Consider the following 19,330-nt stretch of genomic DNA (forward strand, 5'->3'; position numbering starts at 1 on the left):
TGGTATTCAGGGGAGAAGAAGTTAATAGTTTTCTCTATGGACTAGACCAATTCTTGTGCCGGGATCGGGTGTGCGCGGGTCCCCGCCGGGGGTACACCCGAACTCCGGCGCGGGGGCTCGGTGATCGCGGTCGCCGGTTCCGGGCCGTCGCGAGGGCTTGATGATCGCGACTCCGGGTGGAGCCGATGCGAGGACGACTCCGGCGGCTCCGGGCGCGGGTGCGGCGATGTCCGCTCCGCGACCTGCCGGGGGCGAAATTTCCTCGGAAATTTCGTTTAGCATCGGGTCATGGCATCTTTGGTCGGTGAAGAACCGCTTTCCTTGACGCAGGAGCTCGATCTCATCGCGTTCGGCCAGCGGCTGAGACACCTGCGGAAGCAGCGTGGCCTAACCCTTTCCGACCTGGGCGAACGCGTGAGCCGCGCGCCCAGCCAGCTCTCCCTGCTGGAGAACGGCAAGCGCGAGCCGAAGCTGTCGCTGCTGAAGTCGCTGGCCGCCGCGCTCAACGTGCCGGTCGAGGAGCTGCTCCGCAGGCAGGCACCCAACCGGCGGGCCCAGCTGGAGATGGCGCTGGAGGAGGCGCAGCGCGACCCCCTGTACGCGGGGCTCGGCCTCGCCAGGCTGAAGATCTCCGCCCGTGTCCCCAACGACGTGCTCGAACACATTCTCGGCCTCTACGAGGAGTTGCGTTCGCGTCAGGCCAGGGGGACCGCCACCCCCGAGGAGGCCCGCGCGGCCAACGCCGAACTCCGCCGCAAGCAGCGCGAGCAGGGCAACTACTTCGCGGAGATCGAGCAGGCCGCCGCCGAGGCGCTCGCCGCGGTCGGTTACCGCTCGGGCGCGCTGTCGCAGAGCACCGTCCAGGCGTTGGTCAGCCACTTCGGCTACACCGTCCAGACGGTCCAGGACCTGCCGCGCACCGTGCGTTCCATCTCCGACCTGCGCAACCGGCGCATCTACGTCAAGCACGAGCAGGTCGGCATGCACACCCCGCGTACGATCCTGCTGCAGACCCTCGGCCATCTCTCCCTCGGCCACCACAGGCCCCGTGACTTCGCCGACTTCCTGCGCCAGCGGACCGAGGCCAACTACTTCGCCGCCGCCGTCCTGGTGCCCGAGGCCGCCGCCGTGCCGTACCTGCGGGAGGCGAAGAAGGACCGCGCGCTGAGCGTGGAGGACCTGCGCGACGTGTTCGCCGTCTCCTACGAGATGGCCGCGCACCGCTTCACCAACCTGGCCACCAATTTCCTCGACCTGGCCTGCCACTTCGTCCGCAACAACGCCGACGGGATCATCTACAAGGCGTACGAGAACGACGGCATCGTCTTCCCCGCCGACGAGCAGGGCGCGATCGAAGGCCAGCGCATGTGCCTGCAGTGGTCGGGGCGCCAGGTCTTCCTGTCACCCGACCGCTTCTCCGTCCACTACCAGTACTCCGACTCGCCCACCGGCACCTACTTCTGTCTCGCGCACGTCGACATCTCGCGCGAGCGTGACTTCGCCATCACCCTCGGCGTTCCCTATCGGGAGTCGCGCTGGTTCCGCGGCAGGGAGACCACCACCCGCACCAGATCCGGCTGCCCCACCGGCGAGTGCTGCCGCCGCCCGCCCGCCGAGCTGACCCAGCGCTGGGAGGGGTACGCCTGGCCCTCGGCCCGCGGCAACTCCCACATCCTGGCCGCGCTGCCACCCGGGTCCTTCCCCGGGGTGGACGAGGCCGACGTCTACACGTTCCTGGAGCGCCACGCCGCGGGCTGAGACGCGCGGGGGCGCCCTCCGAGGACCTCCGCGGATCCCCGTCCCAGGGTCCCCTGTCGCGGGCCGGCGGCGAAAAGGAGCGTGTCACCCCGTGGGCTGGGCCGTCCGGCGCAGTGTCAGGGACGGGTGGCCGTGGAACCGGTAGGCGCCCGCGCTGTCGGGGGCCTGCCCGCGCATGGACCGCAGCACCTCGGCCGGGGGCTCACCGGCGAAGCAGCGCCGATAGAACTCCGGCGCCAGACCGCCGCCCGCGGGCCAGAGCGGGGCGACGACCCCGCTCGCGCCCGCGAGCAGGAACGCCTGGGCGTCCCCCGGCTCCTCCAGGAAGACGAACGGGGCACCCGCCAGCTCGTAGTCCAGCGCCTCGGAGGCGGATCCGCCGTCCGTGAAGTGGACGATGTCGGGTCCCTGCCTGAGCGCGCCCAGGACGTCGCCGAGCGCGGGGGAGACCTGCGTGGCGCCGTACTCCGTCACCAGCGGATGCGCCTGCGCCTCGCCGTACACCACCGCGATGTGGTCGGCCCGCGCGTGCACGGGAGGGGGCAGCTCGGGACGCCGTCCGCCGAGGGGCCAGCGGCCGGTCGCCATCTGGCAGCCCAGGTAGGGGGGCAGGGAGGGATCGTACGGCTGCTCGAGCACGGCCAGCTCCCAGGGCACGTGCGGCTCCTGGGAGAGGATGAGCACGTTCGGGCGGCGCGGTGCGACCCGGCCGGCCACCGCGTACAGCAGCTCCCAGAAACCCCAGGGCACGCGCGAGCCGACCTCCCGCCCCAGTTCCTCGGAGAGACGGCCACGATCGGTCAGGTGCCGGCCGAACTCCGAGGCCCGGGTGCCGAGGTCGCAGGGCTCGGCCTGGTCCGGGGTGACGAAGTGCGGTGACTGGTAGGTCCACCACAGCAGTCCCGGCCTGTCTCCGTGGACGATGATCGCCGTGACGTCGGCGGGCTCCCCCATGAGGGCGGGACGGATACGGGTGCCCGAGACCGGCTCCAGCGCCTCGTGTCCGCCGAGGCCGCCGGGCGAACCGTGGACCGTGACCGCCCGCAGGCCGAACCCGACCACCTGACCGCGTACGGAGTAGGTCACCTGGATCTGCCGGGCGGCCTCCGGCTCCTCCTGGGCGAGGGCGACGAGGTTGACCACGGCCCGCGGGTACGGTGACGTCTCGTCGGCACGCAGCCGCACCCGCCGGCCACCGGGCGCGTCGAAGCCCTCGGCGACGATCTGGATGTCCAGGTCGATCGGCTCGCGCGGTGTCGCGGTGCCGTCCTGCCCCTGGCCCGGGGCGACGCCGACCGTCACCTCCGAGCCCCAGCCCGCGGCCGCCTCCGCGGGAGCCTCGATGAGCGGGATCGCCTCCCAGCCGGGCCCCGGGGCCGGAGCCTGAGTCTCCTTGCGCCGCCTGCGGAAGGCCCCGGTCAGCCGGTCGAGAACCGAGGGACCCCGGCTCTCCGCGGGACGCGGCGGCGCGGCCGGAGGCTCGGTCGCCGACGGTGCCGCGACCGGGGGCTGCGGCGCGGGGACCTGCGGTGACGACGCCTGAGGTGTCGGGGGCGGTGGCTCCGGGGGCGTCCGCGGCGCTTCGGGGAACGGTGGCGGATCCTCTCCGGACGTCTGCCCGGAACCCGGAGCGGGACGCCCCTGCCCGCCCATGTCGGGGAGCAGCCAGGCGGGAGTGTAGGAACCGGTCGCCGGAGCGTCGATCGGCTCCCAGCCGGAGGGGTCCGTGCCGTTCGGGGACGCCGCGCCCCAGGAGGACGGGGTGGGGCCCACGCCGCCCGGCGGAAAGCCGAGGCCGCTCCCGTGCGAGCCCGGCTCGGCGCCCGGCCGCCGGGAGAGCAGGGGAATCACCTGCTCGGGGGTGACGCCCCGCTCCAGGCTCAGCAGCGCGGTGAGCCGGTCCCAGGCGGGGCCGTACTCGGAGACGAGCCTGATGACCGCGTCTGCCAGCTGGTCCGAGGGCCGGCTGCCCACCTCGGCGAGCAGCGGATCCAGCCGGTCACGAAGCTCGCCGGAGGCGCCCCCCATCAGGCTGTCGAGCTCGTCGCGGACGCCGCGCGCCGCCCGCATCACGGCTACCGGGTTCATCCCGTCCCCCCTCATTCCGGACTGGACTGATCTTCCCACCTGCTTGGCGGAGACGGGAGCCGGTAGGTGTCGGGAATCAGCGCCACATAGGGTGATACCCCTAACCGCCGAGGTGATGGAAAGGGTGGGTCGTGCTGCCTGAGGTCGAGGCATGGCTACGCGGGCGCACCTCATCCTCGGGTGACTGGGCGCTGCCGGAGCTGCTGGAAGCCAAGGGTGAGACGACGATCAGTGTCGTGCTGCCCGCGCGCGACGAGGAGGAGACGGTCGGGGAGATCGTCGCGGCGATCCGCCGCGATCTCATGGAGGCCGTTCCGCTCGTCGACGAACTCGTGGTCATCGACTCCCGCTCCGTCGACGAGACCGCCGTACGCGCGGCGCGGGCCGGGGCGAGGGTGGTCGCCCAGGACGAGGTTCTGCCCGATCTCAAACCGCTGGACGGCAAGGGCGAGGCGCTCTGGAAGTCCCTCGCCGCGACCTCCGGCGACCTGCTGGTCTTCGTCGACGCCGATCTGCGCGAGTTCCGCACGTCCTTCGTGACCGGGTTGCTCGGCCCGCTGCTCGCCGACCCGGCGGTGGTCTACGTCAAGGGCTGCTACGACCGGCCCCTGTGGAACGCGAGGAGCGGTGGCGGGCGGGTCACCGAACTGGTCGCGCGCCCCCTGCTCAACCTGCACTGGCCACGGCTGGCCGGGTTCGTGCAACCCCTCGCGGGGGAGTACGCCGGGCGCAGGTCCGTGCTGGAGCGCGTCCCGTTCGTCACCGGCTACGGCGTGGAGCTCGCCCTGCTGATCGACCTGCTCGATCTCGCGGGTCTCGACGCGTTGGCCCAGGTCGATCTGGGACGCCGGGTGCACTCCCACCAGTCGACGGAGGCGCTCGGTGGGATGGCCGCCCAGATCCTGCAGACCTCCTGGTCACGCCTGGAGCGCCAGAACATGATGGTCTCCCTGCATCGGCCGTCTCCCCGCCTGGCCCAGTTCCGCCGGGGCGCGGACGGCCACCAGGTGAGCGTCAGGGACGTCGCCGTCGCCGAACGCCCCCCGATGGGGACGATCCCGGCCTACCGCTCGCTCCGCTGACCAGGCCGTACCACCGTGACAGCGAGGTCGGCGAGGGTGGCGAGGATACCGACCGCCCGGTGGAAGCTCTCACGGCGAGGGCCGGTTCGTCCCAAGGCCCCGCGAAGACCGTCCCGGGAGCCGGCCCTTCGGCCGGCTCCCGGGTGTGGCGGTCAGGAGGCGAGCAGTGAGGCGTAGCGGTCGAGGTCGACGTTGCCCCCGCTGACGATCACACCGACCCGTTTCCCGCCCAGCCGGTCGGCGAGGTCGCGGACGGCGGCCAGGCCGAGGCATCCGGTGGGCTCGACGACGATTTTCATGGCCGATCCGAAGAGCTTCATCGCGTCGACGAGATCGGCGTCGGTGGCGGTGACGATGTCGTCGACCTCGCGGCGGATGATCTCGAACGTATGGGTGCCGAGCCGCTGGGTCTGCGCGCCGTCGGCGATGGTCTTCGGCGTGTCGATCTGGACGATGGAGCCCTGCCGCAGCGACCGCCGCCCGTCGTCGCCCGCCTCCGGCTCGACGCCGTACAGCGCGCAGCCGGGTGACAGCGCGCGAGCCGACAGCGCCGTGCCGGAGAGCAGCCCGCCTCCGCCCAGGGGGACGAAGAGCGCGTCGAGATCGCCGACCTCGTCGAACAACTCCTTGGCGGCGGTACCCTGACCGGCGATCACGTGAGGGTGGTCGTACGGCGGGATCAGCGTGAGGTCGCGGTCGGCGGCGAGCGCGCTGCCGATCTCCTCCCGGTGCTCGGTGTAGCGGTCGTAGCGGATGATCTTCCCGCCGTACCCCTCGGTGGCGGCCACCTTCGAGGCCGGCGCGTCGTGCGGCATGATGATCGTGGCCGGGATGTCGAGCAGCCGGGCGGCCAGGGCGATCGCCTGGGCGTGGTTGCCCGAGGAGTAGGTGATCACGCCGGAGCGTCGCTGCTCGGAGGTGAACCGTGACAGCGCGTTGAACGCGCCGCGGAACTTGAAGGCGCCCATCCGCTGGAAGTTCTCGCACTTGAACACCACGTCGGCGCCGACGCTCTCGTTGATCCGGCGTGAGCGCAGCACGGGGGTGCGGTGGACCTGCGGAGCGATGCGGGCGGCGGCGCTCAGGACGTCGTCGTAGGTCGGGGACATCGGGGACGTCGATGACTGGGACATCGGCTGGCTCTCCTCGGTCGGCGCGGCTACTCGAAGCCTGGCATTCCCGTCGTACGGACGGTGTACCGGGGGCGGAGTCACGGCGACGATCCCCGGCACGCGACCCGTACGCGGTGTCGTGAGGCGGTGTGCGCGGTGCTTGGTGGGATGGCGCCGCGGCACGGAATCGATGAGGACACGGCGCGCCGTCCGGTCTAGCATCGGGTCGTCCGGTGTGACAGGCAGGCCGGATTCACCGGCCGGACAGTGCCGGAAGGTGAGCGCGAAGTGGTGCGACTCTCGGTGTAGGTGGTGTTGTGGTGGCAGTTGGTACGATCCTTCGTTTCGACGAGGTACGCGGGTACGGGTTCATCGCCGCGGTCAGCGGGGGCGAGGATGTGTTCTTCCACGCCAACGACTTCGGTGAGAGCAGGCATGTCCTCCAGCCCGGCCTGCGAGTGGAGTACGAGGTCATGGAGGGCGAGCGGGGCCTGAAGGTCTCGACCGTCAGCCTTCTGGACCCGCCGCCGAGCCGACGGCCGGTCGCGACCGTGCCTCTCTCGGACGCCGTCTCCTCGCAGCAGTTCGGCGACGACGAGGGGGTGTGCGACGTGTTGTCGGCGAAGTCCTTCAACGGCGCAGTGACCGAGCTGCTCATCGAGCACGCGCCCACGCTGACGGGCGCGCAGATCGGGCAGGTCAGGAATCGTCTCCTGACGTTCGCCCGGTCCCACGGCTGGGTCGACGACTGAGGCCGGACGATGCGTCTTTGCCGTTCCGGATCCGCGGCGGGTCGGGATCCGGAACGGCATGGCTCGCGCGAGCCGCGCGGGACGCGCGAGCCGCGGTGGGGGCGGCCGGAAGGCCCGTACCCGGTCACCTCGAGTGGAAGGAGGCGGTCTCGGTCGCCGGGCTTCGAGGAAGCCGTCGCGTGCCGCGGAACAGGTGCCGGACGGGCGTGGGACGTGGGTGGGAGCGGGGCGGGGTGCGGGGCGCCCGATCGGCGTGAACAGGTGCGGAACGGTGAGGCTCACAGTCCTTGACGTTCTTCGGTTGGATGCGTGCCAAAGTTCTGTTCATATGGGACAAAAGCGGTTATTCTCGACGAGCATTGACCGTGATCGGCCGGAATCGTCCGTGATTCCGCAGGCCAGCGGGCCTTTCGGTGGAGAGCAGGGGTGGCGATGGCGCGCTGGTTGGGCCAGCTGCTCGTGCTGGCCGTCGTCGCCGTCGTCGCGCTGACCACCCTCGCGACGCCCGCCTCCGCGCACGGTCAGCTCGCGATGTCGACACCGGCCAAGGACAGCACGGTGAAAGAGCCGCTGGAGTCGCTCGCGCTCTACTTCACCGAGAAGCCCGCTCCGAACGCGTACTTCACCGTCACCGCCCCCAGCGGTGTCCGCGTCGACGAGCCCTGGTCGCACGGGCAGCCCGAGCGCCTCGACGAGCCGGTCAGGGAATACAACCTCGTGGACGGTACCTGGCAGCCCAGCCTGTACCACACCGGGTTTCCCGCGACCGTCCCCGTCGCCCACTGGCCGGAGAAGGGCCTGTACGTCGCCCGCTACATGTCGGTCGCCTCGGACGGCGAGAAGGTGGAAGGCGAGGTCCGGTTCACCTACAAGGGCCCGACGTCGGGTCCGCCCAAGGGCTGGAAGGCCCCCGTGAACGAACCCGACCCCGCGCTGCTCGCCATGTTGGAACCCGGCGCCACCACGCCGTCGGCCGCGGCGGCCGGACCCGTCGTCCCCCAGGCCACCTCGCAGGCCACGCCCCAGGCCGCGGCTTCGAACGCGCCCCAGGCCACCTCGGGTTTCGACCTGTCGGTGTGGCTGCTGCCCACCCTCCTCGTCGTCGGAGCGGGGTTCATGGTGGTCCGGGCGGCACGGCGGCCTTCGCCCTCCGGCGCGCAGGTCCGGCGACGCTCCACCGGGCCGCCCGGGAGGAAACCCGCGGGTCGGCCGACGGCCGCGTCGCGCAGGACGGGGAGCGCGAAGGCGGTCAAGTCCGCCAAACGACGCTGACCCGCCTCCCGCGCTCCGGCTCCGCCGACGACACCCGGTCCCGTACCGGCTCACCGCTCCCGTACCGATTCACCGTCCCCGCCTCCCCGCCGACTCGTCGGCCCGACCACCGACCCCCAGGAGAACAGTCATGACCTCCCCCCTTGCCCGCCGCCTGCTCGCCGTGCTCATGCTCGGCGTGACCCTGCTGACGGCCACGGCCTGTGGCTCGTCCGCCGCGGAGCCCGGCGCCTCGACGGTCAAGGAGATCACGGTGACCATCGCCGGACGGCAGGTGACGCCCCCGCCCGGACGGATCGACGTGACCAAGGGCCAGACGGTAAGGATCACGGTGACCGGCGACGCGCCCGACGAGGCGCACGTCCACGGCTACGACAAGGCCGCGACCCTGACGCCCGGCACGCCCGCGACGATCGAGTTCGTCGCGGACCAGGACGGCCTGTTCGAGGTCGAGACCCACGATTCGAAGCTGCAGCTCTTCCAGCTCGTGGTGCGCTAGGCCGACGTGATGTTCCTGGCTCACGGGATCGGCGGGCGCCAGGACCTGCCGATCCCCTTCGAGGCCGCGCTGATCGGCGCGATCCTCGCCCTGCTGGTGTCGTTCGTGGCGCTGGGCGCCCTGTGGACCGAGCCGCGGCTGGGCGTCGACGCCCGCCGTCCCCGCCCGCTCGCCTCCCTGGTCCAGAGTGTGGTCTCCGCGCGGGCGTGGCCGTGGTTCTGGCGAGTCGCCGGGCTCGTCGCCGCGGCGTACTTCTGCGTGGGCCTGCTCTTCGGCCCCGACCGGGTCGAGAATCCCACGGCGGGAGTGTTCTACGTCCTGTTCTGGGTCGGCCTGGTGCCGCTCTCGCTGCTGTTCGGACCGGTGTGGCCGGTCCTCAACCCGCTGCGGACACTGCACCTGCTGGCCTGCCGGGGACTCGGACGCGACCCCGAGACCGGGATGCGCCCGCTGCCGTCGGGGCTCGGCTACTGGCCCGCGGCGGGCGGTCTCCTCGCCTTCGTCTGGCTGGAGCTGGTCGCCCCGGAACGGGCCACCCTGCCGGTCATCGGGGCCTGGCTCGCCGTGTACGTCGTGTTCGTGCTCGGGGGAGCGGTGCTCTTCGGGTCGCGCTGGTTCGACCACGCGGACGCGTTCGAGGTCTACAGCACCCTCGTCGGCCACCTCGCCCCGGTGACCAGACGCCCCGACGGCGTCGTGACCTGGCGTAACTCGCTCGACGGCATGGCCGGGCTCCGGCCGGTGCCCGGGCTGACGGTGCTGGTGGTCGTGCTTCTCGGCTCCACCATGTACGACAGTCTCTCCAACGCCCCGGTCTGGGTGCGCTTCGTGCAGGAGAGCTCGCTGCCGGCACCGGTCATGGGAACGGCGGGGCTGCTCGTCGTCATCGGCCTGGTGCTCGCGGCGTATCGCGGGGCGACCGCGCTCGCCGGTCGCTGGGGGGCGGCGGAGCCGGGGACGACGGCGGGCGAACTCGCCCACGCGGTCGTCCCGATCGCCGTCGGGTACGTGGTCGCCCACTACTACACGCTGCTCCTCCTCGAAGGGCAGCGGACCCTCGCCCTGCTCTCCGATCCGCTGGGCACCGGCGCCAACTGGCTGGGCACCGCGGGGTGGACCGTCCAGGCGGCCGGTACCTCCCCCGCCGGGATCGCCATGCTCCAGGTGACGGTCATCATCGTCGGTCACGTGCTGGGCACCGTGCTCGCCCACGACCGCGCGCTCGCCCTGTTCCCACGCAGGACCGCCGTCCTGGGACAGATTCCCCTCCTCGTGCTGATGGTGGTCTACACGGTGGTGGGCCTCTTCCTCCTCTTCGCGGGCTGACCCGCCCGGCACCGGCCCACAGAGCTTGAGACGGTGCCGGGGACGGCGGTCACCGGGGTCAGGCGTGAGGAGTGGAGGATCTCGCGGATCGGCTGGAGGGTGCGGGGCCCCGCACCGACGTGGTGGGCGTCACCGCTTTGGGGATGGGGCCGAGGGTCCTCCTCGGAATGCACCACGACCACCAGGTCGCTGTCCACTCCGATGGACTTGACGACATTCAGGGTCGCCGGGGCGTTCCTGGACAGGACGACGACCTTGTTGATCCGCACGTCGACGTAGCGGATGGTCCCGTCGTTCGGATGGGCGGACAGCACATCGTCGAGTCTTCCCTTGACCGCGCTCAGCGTCGCCAACGACGCGCGGACGACCTTTGGTGTGGCGCCCGCGGAGGCGATCGCCGGGATGTCGGCGGGACTGGTGGTGGCGATCATGAGGGTTTCCGCGAGGGTTCCCGTGAACCAGGAGCCGCCGAAACGGTCGCCGAGCTTCTCGCGCAGCCGCGCCTCGACCGGTGTCAGCCGGGCCTCGTTGAGCAGCCGGGTCGCGACCTGCTTCCTGGTGAGACCGAGGTCGCGCTGGAGCGCCTCGATGAGGCCCGGCGGCAGGTTCGACAGGATGGAGGGGTCCGGCGGCGGCGGAGGCGCGGTGACGCTGGGATCGGCGGTCGGTGCGGGCGCGGGGCACGTCGTCGGGGAGGTGTTGACGGTGGGACGGGGTGTCGGCGCGCACGCGGCGCTTGAGAGGCGGGTCTTGTGCGAGGGCGCGGTGCCCGCCGTCCGGGGTGTGGTGACGGTGGTAGGGGGCGTCAGGGCGAGCGTGGCGACGGCTGGAAGAGACGCCAGGGCGAGTGTGGTGATCGCCAGGATGCCCCCCGTGGTGGCGATGCGGCGACGGGACATGTTGCTCTCTCCTCTGCCTCTTTCGAAGCGTGAGGGGGAGCGGCGCCACATCGTCGGTCGCACGACGTGGACCGACGTGGACCGACGTGGACCGACGTGGACCGACGTGGACCGACGTGGACCGACGTGGACCGACGTGGACACCGCCACCTTAGTCCGGCCGCCGCCGGATCCGGCCGCGAAAGCCTGGCGCCACGCTGGGCGGACAAGACCTGGGCGTGGGTCAGCCGATGCGCAGCGGGAGCGCGCGTGGCCCGCGGACCTGGCCCGTGGACCAGGTCACCGCCGCCGGGTCGTCGAGGCCGAAGCGCGGGTTCCGCTCCAGCCAGACCTCGAGGGCGACCTGCAGTTCCATCCGGGCCAGGTGCGAGCCCGCACAGCGGTGGATGCCCAGGCCGAACGCGGCGTGCCGGTTGACCTCGCGGTCGATGACGACCTCGCCCGCCCGGTCGAACTGGGCCTCGTCGCGGTTGGCCGCCGGGAACGACAGCAGGATCCAGTCGTCGGCCTTCATGTCGACACCGTTCCAGTGCATGTCCTCCTTGACCAGCCGGGCCATCGTGACCGGTGCGTAGGCCCGGAGGAACTCCTCCATCGCGGTCGGCAGCAGAGCCGGCTCGGCGACCAGGCGCTCACGGTCGTCCGGAGTCTTGGCCAGGTGCCACAGCGACGCGCCGATCGCGCTCCACGTCGTGTCGATGCCCGCGATGAGCAGCAGCGCCATCGTGCCCGCCACATGGGCCGGCTCCAGCTTCCTGCCGTACAGCTCCGCGTTGACGAGGTAGGTCGTGAGGTCGTCACGCGGGTTGGCGACGTGGTCGCGGATCTGCTCCAGCAGGTAGTCGAAGAGCTTGTCCATCCTGGCGATACGCTCTTCCGGTGGCCGGTTGACGCCCTCCAGCGCGTTCTCGACGAATTCACGGAACCGCGGACCGTCCTCGGGCGGGAAGCCCAGCATGTCGCTGATGACGCGCACCGGGATGTGCTGGGCGTAGTCACGGGCGGCGTCGACGACGTCCTGCCCCTCAAGCGCGTCGATGAGCGAGTGGCAGAACGCTCGCGTCGCCGGCTCCTGCCTGGCGACCACCGTCTTGGTGAACATCGGCAGCAGCAGCTTGCGCGCGTCGTGATGGAAGGGCGGGTCGGAGGAGATCGGCGGTGTGCCGCCCACCGGGGCCGCCTCGCGTGGTGGCCGGAAGTTGCCCACGATGATCGACCGGGAGGAGAAGCGCTCGGTGTCGTAGGCGATGGCCGCGACGTCCTCGTAGCGGGTCGGCAGCCAGGCACCGCCGAACCGATCGGTGTGCGCGATCGGGCAGCGCCGCCGCAGGTCGTCCTGGATCGGGTACGGGTCGGCCGCCCATTCCGGCTCGGTGTGGGAGAAGTCGGTCGCCCAGTCCGAGACAGGCCCGGTGATGATCTCGTTGCGCACGCCGTCAGGGCGGTCCTGCTGCCTCCCGTCGAGCGCTTGCTGGCTGAAACGGTCATCGACGGTCATGTCGCGCCTCCTGAAGGATCTCGATCGTTCTTTCCGGGCAGTTCGCCACGGCGAGGCGCGCCGCCCGCTCCTCACCCGGCGGTACGACGCCGTCACCGACGACCTGCCCGTAGCCCTCATCGTCCTCGTCGAACAGGGCGGGGGCGAGGGCGTAGCAGCGACCGTGTCCCTGGCATCCCTCGGGGTTGATCCTTACTCTCACTGTCGAACTCCTCTCCGTGCCGTGGTGTCGGCAGGGGGCGAGGGGTGTGGCGTGTCGCCGTCAGGGGCGAAGGCGGCGACGAGACGGGTGAGCAACGCGGCCCACTCCTCCTCGTCGACCGTGTGCAGGTCGGGTGTGACGAGCGCGCTGCCCATCGCGAGCAGCAGACAGAGATGCGACAACGCGTTCGGCGACAGCGCGCCGTCCAGTTCGCCGTCGTTCTGTGCGGCGCGGACGAGTCCGGCGAGCCAGTCGGTGCGCTCGCCGACGTAGTCGCGCATCGGCCGGGCGACGTCCTCGTCGCGGCGTGCCGCCACGAGTGCCTCGACGATGAGATGGTTGTGGGCGTCGGGCCTCCTGTGCGGGAGCCCTTGGCCGACGACGGCGAGCAGTTTCGTGATCGACTGGTCCGGGTCCGCGGCGAACAACGTGGCCAGCAGTCGCGGCCCGTGCTCGCGCAGCGCGGCCACCAGCAACTCGGCCTTCGAGCCGAAGTGCGCGTACAGGGCACCGTTGCTCACCCCGGCGGCAGAGGCGATGTCGGCCACGCGCGTGCCGTCGTAGCCACGTCCGGCGAAGGACTCGGCCGCCGCGCGCAGCAACCGCTCACGGGTCTCGGCGGCGGTGACACCTGCGATACGCCCCATGCGTCAATTAAAAGAACGTTCATTTGATGTTGTCAACAGTGGGACGGCGGTGGGATGGGGGTCTGGCGCCGTCGAACTTGAGAGTTCGGCGCGCATCTTGAGAGTTCGGCGCGCATCTTGAGAGTCGACTCGAGAGTGAGGAGCCGAAGATGAGAGTTGGATTCCTCTCTCGGCGCCTGGCGTTGGTGTTGAGCCGCAGCCCGACGAGTCGTTCTCCTCTTGGGTTGATCGGATGGCGATGCGGACCGGATGCCCGTCGTGGACACTCGTCGAGTCGCTGGGGCTCGATGTGCGGGGGCTGTCTGGCGATGTCCGCTCACTGGCGTACGGCGTCGTCGATGGCCGACAGGTAGGTGTCGGTGGTGTTGGGGGCGCGGTGGCCGTTCTTCCGGTGGCGGCGGAAGTCGCGCACCGCGCCGGTGGCCGTGATGGGGTCGGTGAGCGGGGCGCCGTCGAGGGCGCCGACGTCGGCTTGGTCGGCGAGCCAGGGCAGGTAGCCGCGCAGCCGGGAGTGGTACTTGGTCTTGCTGGAGTCGGCCAGTGGTGAGCGCTCGAGCGTGGCGGCGTACGGGCCGGGGAGCGCCACGGCTGGCGGCCGGTTTGTATTTCCGGAAGCTGATCCGAGGGCCTGCGCGTTCTCTGCGGTTGTGTTTCCGGAAGTCGCTTCTGGAGTCTACTTCCGGAATTGGACAATTCCGGAAGTAGACGTGGCTGGGCTGGTCACGGCAGCTATCGGCGCCATCAGCGTGAAATCGTCGCGCTCAATGCCGCGTTGCTCGGCTGTCAGCGGTCGGGCGTTTCGGGGTCGCCGGTCTCGTAGACGTCGGGGATGCCGTCGCGGTCGAGGTCGGCGGTCTCCTTCTCGTGGATGCGCCGGTAGGTGCGGTCGCGCAGGCGCAGGATCACCGTCGCCAGCAGTGCGGCGGTCAGGGAGCCGGCCAGGACGGCCACCTTGACGTGCGCGTCCTGGCCGGCGCCGAAGGCCAGTTCGCCGATGAGGAGGGAGACGGTGAAGCCGATCCCGGCCAGGATCGACAACCCGAGCATGTCGATCCAGGCCAGGTCCTCGTCTAGGTCGGCGTGGGTGAAGCGGGACATCAGCCAGGTCGCGCCCATGATTCCGATCGGTTTACCGGCCACCAGGCCCACGGCGACGCCCAGCACGACGGGGTCACCGAACACGCCGGCCAGGCCGTCCAGGCCGCCGATGGACACCCCTGCCGACAGGAATGCGAACACCGGCACGGCCACCCCGGCCGACAGCGGGCGGAAGCGGTGCTCGAAGTGCTCGGCCAGGCCGGGGCCGGCCTGCGGGCCGCCGGCCTGTTCGCTGCGCAGCACCGGGACGGCGAAGGCGAGCAGAACTCCGGCGACGGTGGCGGGCACACCGGAGGCGTGCACGAGTGCCCAGGTGGTCATGGCCAGCGGCAGCAGCAGCCACCAGGAGCGCACCCGGCGCTGCACCAGCACGGTGAACAGGGCGAGCGGCACCAGCGCCGCGGCCAGCGTCAGCGGCCCCAGGTGCTCGGTGTAGAACAGCGCGATGATGACGATGGCCACCAGGTCGTCGACCACGGCCAAGGTGAGCAGGAAGGTGCGTAGCGCGGTCGGCAGGAACCGGCCCAGCCGGCCAGGGAGAGGTTCAGATGCAGCGCCTCGGGCCCGACGCGCAGATCGCGCAACGCCTCGTAGGCGTCGGCCCACGGGGAGTTGACCCAGATCATCGCCGCCCCCGCGGCGGCCAGTAGCAGTGCCCCGCCGACGGTCTCCTTGCGCAGGATGTCGGCGATGCGGCGGGCCTCACCCCAGGAACCGCGCCCCAGGAGAGCAGGGGTACGCGGCGGGACGGGAGCGTTCATGCAGTGCTCCAGAATTCGGGAACGAGTCGGACATCGCCGACCAGACTTCCCGGCACACCGCGTTCACTCTACCCACCCGCCGGCGGACAGCCGCGTGAAGGGTCTGCCACGATCTGGGCGCTTTCGTCCGGTTCGTTGCGGTCCGGCTCCGGGCGGTGGACAGCCGGCGACGCCTCACCTGCCAGGGGCAACGGAAGGCGGGTGGATTAAGTTGGAAGACCGTCGCCGGATGGCGATCGTGGCCGCCGGCGCACCTGGTGATCGGCGCAAGCGGACCGGCTCCGCCGCTTTCAAGCCAGGAACCGCGTACACATTGTTCGGATATATCCGAACAATCCGATATATTCGTCTTATGATGGTGGATGCTTTCGTGGAAGACGCCGGGCTGTTCTATGAGCGGCTCGGCCTGAGCCGCACGGCTGGGCGGGTGATGGGCTGGCTGCTGGTCGCCGAGACCGGCGACGCCGACGCGCCGGAACTGGCCGAGGCGCTGGCCGTGGCCAAGAGCAGCATGAGTGTCGCGCTGCGGCAGCTTGAGCAGGCGGGGCTGGTGGAGCGCTTCCGGGTGCGAGGCGGGCGGCGCGACCGCTACCGGCTGGCCGAGGACGTCTTCGCCCGCGCGTTTCGCGCCAAGATGGCCGAGTTCGAGGGTTTTCGGGCGCTTGCGGAGCAGGGGCTGCAGGCGGTGGGCGACGATCCGGAGCGCCGGCGGCGGCTGGAGCTCATGCGCGACATGTACGCGTTCATGATGGACCGCTTCCCGCGCCTGCTGCAGGAGTGGGACGAGCTGAAGGACCGGCGATGAGACCGTTACTGATCACTGTGGGCAGCCGCGGCGACGTCCAGCCGTACCTGGCTCTGGCGTGTGGGCTGCTGGCCGCCGGGCACCGGCCGCTGCTGGCCGCGCCCCGCCGCTTCGCGCCCCTGGCCGCAGCGCGCGGCGTGGAGTTCGCGCCGCTCGACGACGAGATGCTCGGCCTGCAGGACTCGGTCAAGGGTCAGGGGGTGCGCGCGGCCATCACCGCCGCCCGTTCGGTCACGCCGATGCTGCGCCGCCTGCTGGATGATCAGGCCGCGCTCGCCACCCGCCGGGAGTTCGACGTGGTCGTCTACCATCCCAAGTCGCTCGGCGGGCCGTACGTCGCCGAGAAGCTCGGCGTGCCCGCCCTGGCCGGCCTGCTGCTGCCGCTGTACCTGCCGACCTCCGCCTTCGCCTCGCCGATCCTGCCGGTACGGGTGCCGCCCGTGCTCAACCGGGCGAGCTGGCGTATCACCTCGGCCATCGAGGCCCCCTACCGCGGCACCGTACGGGCTTGGCGCCGCGAGAAACTGGGCCTGGCGGGCGCCTTCCGGCCGATGTCCGACCTGGTGCGCGAAGGCGAAGTGCTGCACGCGTGGAGCCCGCACCTGCTGCCCGCTCCGGCCGACTGGCCCGCCGCGGCCCACCCAACCGGCTTTTGGACGATGCCCGCCGAGGCCGCCTGGGCGCCGCCCGAACCTCTGGCCCGGTTCCTGGCGGACGGGCAAGCACCGGTATACGTCGGCTTCGGCAGCTCGGTCGGTGGCGATCCCGAAGCGCTGGCCGCCACGGTGCTGGAGGCGATCGGGATGTCGGGCCGGCGGGCGGTGCTGGCCACCGGCTGGGGTGCGCTACGGCCGGGCCGGCACACGGACGACGTCCTGGTGATCGAGGAGGCGCCGCACGACTGGCTGCTGCCGCACATGGCGGTCGCCGTCCACCATGGGGGTGTCGGCACGGTGGCGGCGGCGCTGCGCGCGGGCGTCGCGCAGGTCGTCCGCCCGTTCCTGGGCGATCAGCCGTTCTGGGCCGCCCGCCTGCACCACCTCGGCGTCGCCGCGCCCCCGTTGCCGCGCCGGCTCCGGCCCGAGCGGCTTGCCGCCGCCATCACCGCCGCGGCCGACCTTGCCCCGGCCGCACATGCGCTCGCCGGACATCTGGCGACCGAAGACGGTGTCGCCGTCGCCGTCGCCCGCCTGGAGAAGCTGTCGGACGGCTGAGGGGCACCTCGGCATTCCCCGCAGTCCAGGCGGTAGGCGAAGGCCAAGACGATGACGACGGTGCCGGACAGCCGAGAGCAGACGCCCCGGCCCGAGCGGCCCGCGCAGGGTGTTCGGCACATGGGCGGGACCGGGCCGCGGCAGCGCGAGGCCGGCGCCGATGTCCCGGCGACTCGACAGGACGTGGGCAAGTGGTGCTCCATCGACCAGTCGATCCACGGCCTGGGTCACCACCACTGGCGGTGCCGAGCACATCATTGGACACAACCTCCAAGGCATGGCAGCTCATAGAGGTGGACCGGCATGCTCAGCCGGTCCACCTCCCGCCCATGCTCGGGCGGTGTTGCGCTGGAAGGTGCTTCGTGGTGAGCCCGCCGCAGGGACTCCTTGCCGCATACATTTATTTTAGTTCATACTGAAATAACTGAAGTGTGGAGAGGTGGGATGACTTGAGTGACGAAGAGTCGTTGCTGGAGTGGGTGGAGCGCGTCGCCATGTACCTGGCGCGTGACGGCGTGCCGCCGATCGCCGGGCGGGTGCTGGGCTGGCTGATGATCTGCGATCCGCCCGAGCAGTCGGCCGGGCAGATCAGCGAGGCGATCGGTGCCAGTCGCGCGTCGCTGACGTCCAACCTACGGCTGCTGACGAGCATGGGCTTTTTGACCTGGCGGACACGGCCGGGGGATCGGACCGTTTACTACCGGATGGCCGAGGACGCCTGGGCGGTCGTGGTGCAGCGGCAGATCGCCTCGATCACCTCTTTCCTGGAAATCACCCGTGACGGCGTGGAACTGGCCGGTCCGGACGACGAGCGGGCCGCGCGAGTCCGCCAGGCGCACGCCGCCTTCGCTTGGATGGCCAAGATCTTCGACAACGCCCCATCCCTGAACACCGGAACCGAGCAGGAGAAGTCGTGACCAGACAGGCCATCGTGGTGGGCGGCGGCATCGGTGGCCTGGCCGCCGCCGTCGCGCTGCATCGAATCGGCTGGCGGGCCGTCGTCCTGGAGCGGGCCGCCGAGGTGCGTGAGATCGGCGCGGGCATGTCCCAGGCGCCGAACGCGATGCGCGCGCTGGATGCGCTCGGTGTGGGCGAGCAGGCCCGATCGGCCGGGGTGCCCACCTACTCCGCCGCCAACCTGCGCCTGCCGGACGGCCGCTACCTGCAGCAGGCCCGTCCCGGCGACCCGACGCCATTGACCGCCTTCCACCGTGCCGACCTTCATCGCGTGCTGCTGGAGGCGGTGCCCGCGGGCTGGGTGCGCACCGGCACGGAGGTCACCGGCATCCGGCAAACCGAGCGGCAGGTGACGGTGACCTGGAGCGGCGGGGAGGCCAGTGCCGATCTACTGATCGGCGCGGACGGCATCCGCAGTACGGTGCGCCGGCTGTTGTGGCCGGAGGCGCCGGCACCGCGTTTTCTGGGGCGTACCGCCTGGCTGGGCATCGCCAACGCCGCCGCCGACGGACTGCCCGGCAGCATCACCATGGGCTCCGGCGGTTACTTCCTCATCCACCCGATCAGCCGAGGCCGCGCCTACTGGGCCTACGTCACTGCCGCCGAACACCCTGAGATCCGCTACGCCGAGGAAAAGACCGAGGTCGCCCGCCGGGTCACCACCTGGCATCAGCCGATTCCGGCGTTGATCGCAGCGACCCCGGACGATGCGGTGATCCACATCGACATCTGCGACCTGGACCCGTTGCCGGCCTACGTCCGCGACCGGGTGGCGTTGCTCGGCGACGCCGCGCACGCCATGAGCCCCGACCGCGGCCAAGGCGCCGGCCAGTCCCTGGAGGACGCGGTCGTGCTCGCCGCGGCCCTGACCGGTGAACCGACGGTCGCGGCCGCGCTGCGCAGCTACGACACTGAACGCCGCCCGCACACTCAGGCCACCGCGCGGGGCGCCCGCGCCGACGGGCGCCGCACCACCTCCCCCGCCCTGCACCGGGGCCTGACGACCATGATCCGGCTGACGCCCGCCTCGCTCTGGCGCCGAGGCATCGCCGCTGAGGGCAACGCCACCTGGCGCTGGAGGCCGCCGCACCTGCCGTCCTCGGCCACGCAGCACTGAGCCACGCCCGCTACCGGGGCGCCAGGGCGCAGACAGTCACCAGCATCGCGCTTGTCAGGGACCGGCGGGTCGCAGCAACAGGTGACTGGTTAGCCGCTGACATCGCCGGGCACCTTCCGCCCGGAGACGGTGCGAGCGCGGGCAGGCAGGCGTGTCAGGTGCCCGAGGTCTTGCCGAAGCTGCCGAACGCGTGGATGCGTCGCTACCGTGGGCGCGAGATCGAGGCCGTCACCGGCTGCGTCA

Annotated in this window: 19 protein-coding genes; 10 read left to right on the forward strand and 9 right to left on the reverse strand. The window is 71.2% G+C overall.

Features of this window, described 5'->3' with window-relative positions; genetic code table 11:
* The first annotated feature begins 321 nt into the window (after positions 1-321).
* On the forward strand, positions 322-1,758 hold the full coding sequence (locus ABZ664_RS10375) for a helix-turn-helix domain-containing protein (protein ID WP_362506334.1): 1,437 nt from the start codon (positions 322-324) through the stop codon (positions 1,756-1,758).
* 84 nt (positions 1,759-1,842) lie between these two features.
* On the opposite strand, the gene ABZ664_RS10380 is transcribed toward ABZ664_RS10375, so the two are convergent.
* On the reverse strand, positions 1,843-3,846 hold the full coding sequence (locus ABZ664_RS10380) for a hypothetical protein (protein ID WP_362506066.1): 2,004 nt from the start codon (positions 3,844-3,846) through the stop codon (positions 1,843-1,845).
* A 131-nt stretch (positions 3,847-3,977) separates the two neighbouring features.
* Here ABZ664_RS10380 and ABZ664_RS10385 point away from each other — a divergent pair, with 131 nt between their 5' ends.
* Entirely contained in the window at positions 3,978-4,928 is a 951-nt protein-coding gene (locus ABZ664_RS10385; protein ID WP_362506069.1) for a glucosyl-3-phosphoglycerate synthase, read from the forward strand.
* 152 nt (positions 4,929-5,080) lie between these two features.
* Here the strand turns inward: ABZ664_RS10385 and ABZ664_RS10390 are convergent, their stop codons facing one another.
* Positions 5,081-6,061, reverse strand: a complete 981-nt coding sequence (locus tag ABZ664_RS10390) for a threo-3-hydroxy-L-aspartate ammonia-lyase (RefSeq protein WP_362506072.1) — start codon at positions 6,059-6,061, stop codon at positions 5,081-5,083.
* 299 nt (positions 6,062-6,360) lie between these two features.
* On the opposite strand from ABZ664_RS10390, the gene ABZ664_RS10395 reads away from it, so the two are divergent.
* From ABZ664_RS10395 to ABZ664_RS10410, 4 genes are all read left to right on the forward strand, one after another.
* Positions 6,361-6,792, forward strand: a complete 432-nt coding sequence (locus ABZ664_RS10395; protein WP_362506075.1) for a cold shock domain-containing protein — start codon at positions 6,361-6,363, stop codon at positions 6,790-6,792.
* A gap of 432 nt (positions 6,793-7,224) precedes the next feature.
* The gene (locus tag ABZ664_RS10400) at positions 7,225-8,064 is read left to right on the forward strand and encodes a copper resistance protein CopC (RefSeq protein WP_362506078.1); all 840 of its coding nucleotides are present in this window, start codon (positions 7,225-7,227) and stop codon (positions 8,062-8,064) included.
* A 130-nt stretch (positions 8,065-8,194) separates the two neighbouring features.
* Complete coding sequence (locus ABZ664_RS10405) at positions 8,195-8,563, forward strand: hypothetical protein (RefSeq protein ID WP_362506081.1); 369 nt, start codon at positions 8,195-8,197, stop codon at positions 8,561-8,563.
* 9 nt (positions 8,564-8,572) lie between these two features.
* Positions 8,573-9,889, forward strand: coding sequence for a hypothetical protein (locus ABZ664_RS10410; RefSeq protein WP_362506084.1), 1,317 nt, complete (start codon positions 8,573-8,575; stop codon positions 9,887-9,889).
* On the opposite strand, the gene ABZ664_RS10415 is transcribed toward ABZ664_RS10410, so the two are convergent.
* The 7 genes from ABZ664_RS10415 to ABZ664_RS10445 form a co-directional block, all read right to left on the reverse strand.
* Positions 9,850-10,788 (reverse strand): S1 family peptidase, encoded by a 939-nt coding sequence (locus ABZ664_RS10415; protein WP_362506087.1) that lies wholly within the window; start codon positions 10,786-10,788, stop codon positions 9,850-9,852. The genes ABZ664_RS10410 and ABZ664_RS10415 overlap by 40 nt on opposite strands.
* A 223-nt stretch (positions 10,789-11,011) precedes the next feature.
* Complete coding sequence (locus tag ABZ664_RS10420; RefSeq protein WP_362506090.1) at positions 11,012-12,286, reverse strand: cytochrome P450; 1,275 nt, start codon at positions 12,284-12,286, stop codon at positions 11,012-11,014.
* Positions 12,273-12,488, reverse strand: a complete 216-nt coding sequence (locus ABZ664_RS10425; protein WP_362506093.1) for a ferredoxin — start codon at positions 12,486-12,488, stop codon at positions 12,273-12,275. The genes ABZ664_RS10420 and ABZ664_RS10425 overlap by 14 nt, the downstream gene beginning before the upstream one ends.
* Positions 12,485-13,135 (reverse strand): TetR/AcrR family transcriptional regulator, encoded by a 651-nt coding sequence (locus tag ABZ664_RS10430; protein ID WP_362506096.1) that lies wholly within the window; start codon positions 13,133-13,135, stop codon positions 12,485-12,487. The genes ABZ664_RS10425 and ABZ664_RS10430 overlap by 4 nt, the downstream gene beginning before the upstream one ends.
* Positions 13,136-13,451: 316 nt before the next feature.
* Entirely contained in the window at positions 13,452-13,721 is a 270-nt protein-coding gene (locus ABZ664_RS10435) for a hypothetical protein (RefSeq protein ID WP_362506099.1), read from the reverse strand.
* Between the two features lie 197 nt (positions 13,722-13,918).
* Positions 13,919-14,710: a Na+/H+ antiporter NhaA gene (locus ABZ664_RS10440; RefSeq protein ID WP_362506337.1), complete on the reverse strand. Its 792-nt coding sequence runs from the start codon at positions 14,708-14,710 to the stop codon at positions 13,919-13,921.
* Complete coding sequence (locus ABZ664_RS10445; protein WP_362506102.1) at positions 14,644-14,994, reverse strand: Na+/H+ antiporter NhaA; 351 nt, start codon at positions 14,992-14,994, stop codon at positions 14,644-14,646. Before ABZ664_RS10445 ends, ABZ664_RS10440 begins: the two co-directional genes overlap by 67 nt.
* Positions 14,995-15,346: 352 nt before the next feature.
* On the opposite strand from ABZ664_RS10445, the gene ABZ664_RS10450 reads away from it, so the two are divergent.
* From ABZ664_RS10450 to ABZ664_RS10465, 4 genes are all read left to right on the forward strand, one after another.
* Positions 15,347-15,799: a MarR family transcriptional regulator gene (locus tag ABZ664_RS10450; RefSeq protein WP_362506105.1), complete on the forward strand. Its 453-nt coding sequence runs from the start codon at positions 15,347-15,349 to the stop codon at positions 15,797-15,799.
* The gene (locus ABZ664_RS10455) at positions 15,796-17,013 is read left to right on the forward strand and encodes a glycosyltransferase (RefSeq protein WP_362506108.1); all 1,218 of its coding nucleotides are present in this window, start codon (positions 15,796-15,798) and stop codon (positions 17,011-17,013) included. The genes ABZ664_RS10450 and ABZ664_RS10455 overlap by 4 nt, the downstream gene beginning before the upstream one ends.
* Before the next feature lie 449 nt (positions 17,014-17,462).
* Entirely contained in the window at positions 17,463-17,930 is a 468-nt protein-coding gene (locus ABZ664_RS10460) for a transcriptional regulator (RefSeq protein WP_362506111.1), read from the forward strand.
* Positions 17,927-19,087 (forward strand): FAD-dependent monooxygenase, encoded by a 1,161-nt coding sequence (locus ABZ664_RS10465; RefSeq protein ID WP_362506114.1) that lies wholly within the window; start codon positions 17,927-17,929, stop codon positions 19,085-19,087. The genes ABZ664_RS10460 and ABZ664_RS10465 overlap by 4 nt, the downstream gene beginning before the upstream one ends.
* The last annotated feature ends 243 nt before the right edge of the window (positions 19,088-19,330 follow it).

The organism is Streptosporangium sp. NPDC006930, from assembly GCF_040635605.1.
Taxonomy (GTDB): Bacteria; Actinomycetota; Actinomycetes; order Streptosporangiales; family Streptosporangiaceae; genus Streptosporangium.

What these genes read in the sequence shown, in the direction of transcription:
- ABZ664_RS10380 (WP_362506066.1), bottom strand. Translation starts at nt 3,846, where the DNA reads ATGAACCCGGTAGCCGTGATGCGGGCGGCGCGCGGCGTCCGCGACGAG.
- ABZ664_RS10390 (WP_362506072.1), bottom strand. Translation starts at nt 6,061, where the DNA reads ATGTCCCAGTCATCGACGTCCCCGATGTCCCCGACCTACGACGACGTC.
- ABZ664_RS10400 (WP_362506078.1), top strand. Translation starts at nt 7,225, where the DNA reads ATGGCGCGCTGGTTGGGCCAGCTGCTCGTGCTGGCCGTCGTCGCCGTC.
- ABZ664_RS10405 (WP_362506081.1), top strand. Translation starts at nt 8,195, where the DNA reads ATGACCTCCCCCCTTGCCCGCCGCCTGCTCGCCGTGCTCATGCTCGGC.
- ABZ664_RS10410 (WP_362506084.1), top strand. Translation starts at nt 8,573, where the DNA reads ATGTTCCTGGCTCACGGGATCGGCGGGCGCCAGGACCTGCCGATCCCC.
- ABZ664_RS10415 (WP_362506087.1), bottom strand. Translation starts at nt 10,788, where the DNA reads ATGTCCCGTCGCCGCATCGCCACCACGGGGGGCATCCTGGCGATCACC.
- ABZ664_RS10420 (WP_362506090.1), bottom strand. Translation starts at nt 12,286, where the DNA reads ATGACCGTCGATGACCGTTTCAGCCAGCAAGCGCTCGACGGGAGGCAG.
- ABZ664_RS10430 (WP_362506096.1), bottom strand. Translation starts at nt 13,135, where the DNA reads ATGGGGCGTATCGCAGGTGTCACCGCCGCCGAGACCCGTGAGCGGTTG.
- ABZ664_RS10445 (WP_362506102.1), bottom strand. Translation starts at nt 14,994, where the DNA reads ATGAACGCTCCCGTCCCGCCGCGTACCCCTGCTCTCCTGGGGCGCGGT.
- ABZ664_RS10450 (WP_362506105.1), top strand. Translation starts at nt 15,347, where the DNA reads ATGATGGTGGATGCTTTCGTGGAAGACGCCGGGCTGTTCTATGAGCGG.
- ABZ664_RS10455 (WP_362506108.1), top strand. Translation starts at nt 15,796, where the DNA reads ATGAGACCGTTACTGATCACTGTGGGCAGCCGCGGCGACGTCCAGCCG.